Annotated in this window: 1 protein-coding gene; it reads left to right on the plus strand. The window is 34.4% G+C overall.

Features of this window, described 5'->3' with window-relative positions:
* Nucleotides 1–54: 54 nt before the first annotated feature.
* Nucleotides 55–1,671, plus strand: a complete 1,617-nt coding sequence (locus ACUVXA_RS20600; RefSeq protein ID WP_445873169.1) for an IS1634 family transposase — start codon at nt 55–57, stop codon at nt 1,669–1,671.
* Nucleotides 1,672–1,742: the final 71 nt, after the last annotated feature.

Raw genomic sequence — 1,742 nt, forward strand, 5'->3', positions numbered from 1 at the left:
TGTTAATAAAATGTTTATTTAATAGATACATAATATAAAATACATGTGATATATTTGATAAAAATTTGTCACATGTTTATAAAAAGAACCAGAGGAGGTAGTAAAGCACACCCAATCTATTATCTACAGATTGTAGAGAGTTACCGGGAAAAGGATAAAACAAGACACCGGGTACTGGCCAATCTTGGAAGGGAGGAGGAGTTGATAGCCAGAGGTGCTCTTGATAATTTAATGGAGAAATTAGCAATTATCTCGCGTAAATATTTTCTTTTGAGCAGATGGGAAGGTGGTATTAAGAATGCACTGACATATGGGCCGATGCTGGTTATTAATTTTCTTTGGGATCAATTGAAAATGAAGCGATTGCTTTTTGACATACAGCAGCTATATAAGATAGAGTTTGATTTTGAGTTAGCTGTAAAATTAATGATAAGTAACCGGCTAATAAATCCATTAAGTAAGTTAGGCATAGATAAATGGAAAGAAAATATCTATGGAGAGAGTTTTGACAGGATAGAACTTCATCATTTGTATCGGAGCCTGGATATAGTTGCAGAGCATAAAGACATGATAGAGAGATCGTTTTTTGAAAAGACACGCAGTTTGTTTAAATCTGTTGTAAGGGTAGTTTTTTATGATTTAACAACGCTTTATTTTGAGAGTCAGCAGGCAGACGCATTAAGAAAATATGGATACAGCAAAGAAAACAAGACAGACTCTGTCCAGGTAGTTATCGGGCTTGTAATTAACCAGGATGGATTGCCGATAAGTTATTATTTATTTCCAGGCAATACATTTGAGGGAAAGACAGTAGTTCCGGTATTGGAAAAGCTAAGGAAAGACTTTTTACTTGAGAAGATTGTTTTCGTAGGAGACAAAGGTATTGTGAGTGAGAGAATCATGGAGGAATTATCATCGGCCGGGTATGAATATATCATTTCAGCCAAAATAAGCAAGATATCTGAGAAGTATCATCAAAAGATTTTATCAAGGGAAAAATACATTGCCATTGATGAGAACATATCGACATGGCAAATTAACATTGGAGGTCAACGATTAGTATTAGGTTACAGTAAGCAACGGGCAGAAAGAGATAAAACACAACGGGAGCTTTTGCTGGAGAGATTGCAAAAGAAACTCGAAAGGAGTGATAAACCAAAATCTTTAACCAAATCAGCATATAACAGTTATCTGAAGGTTGAAGGCGACTCCAGAGTGGTAATTGATCAGAAGCAGGTATTAGAAAAAGCCAGATGGGATGGTTTTTTTGGCTTTTATACCAATAACCACTCCATGAGCAATAAGGAGATTGTATTGACTTACCAGATGTTATGGCAAATTGAAAACAGTTTTCGAATACTTAAGTCCACTCTGGATCTTCGTCCTGTATATCATTGGACTAAAAAAAGAATAGAGGGACATATAATGATCTGTTTCCTGAGCTTGTACATGCTCAGGGCTATTGAGTTTAAACTTAACCGGCAGGAAAAATTAAACTTATCGACAGATGAAGTTTTTTACCAACTTGATAAGATCAAAGCTGTTACCATCAATGCATTCGGCAAAAAAGTAATTATGAGGACAGAAATAACTGATGAAAATAACCTTATCTTAAGATCACTTGGAATTAAAATCCCAAATACAATATTAGAAGAAATTGTAGTGGAGTAAATCTTTTTAATGTTACTTTTTTAATTGTATATCAATTATTTGTATTTTTTAACTGTCAAACTCGGGAAAAA

This window comes from Candidatus Jordarchaeum sp., assembly GCF_052745115.1.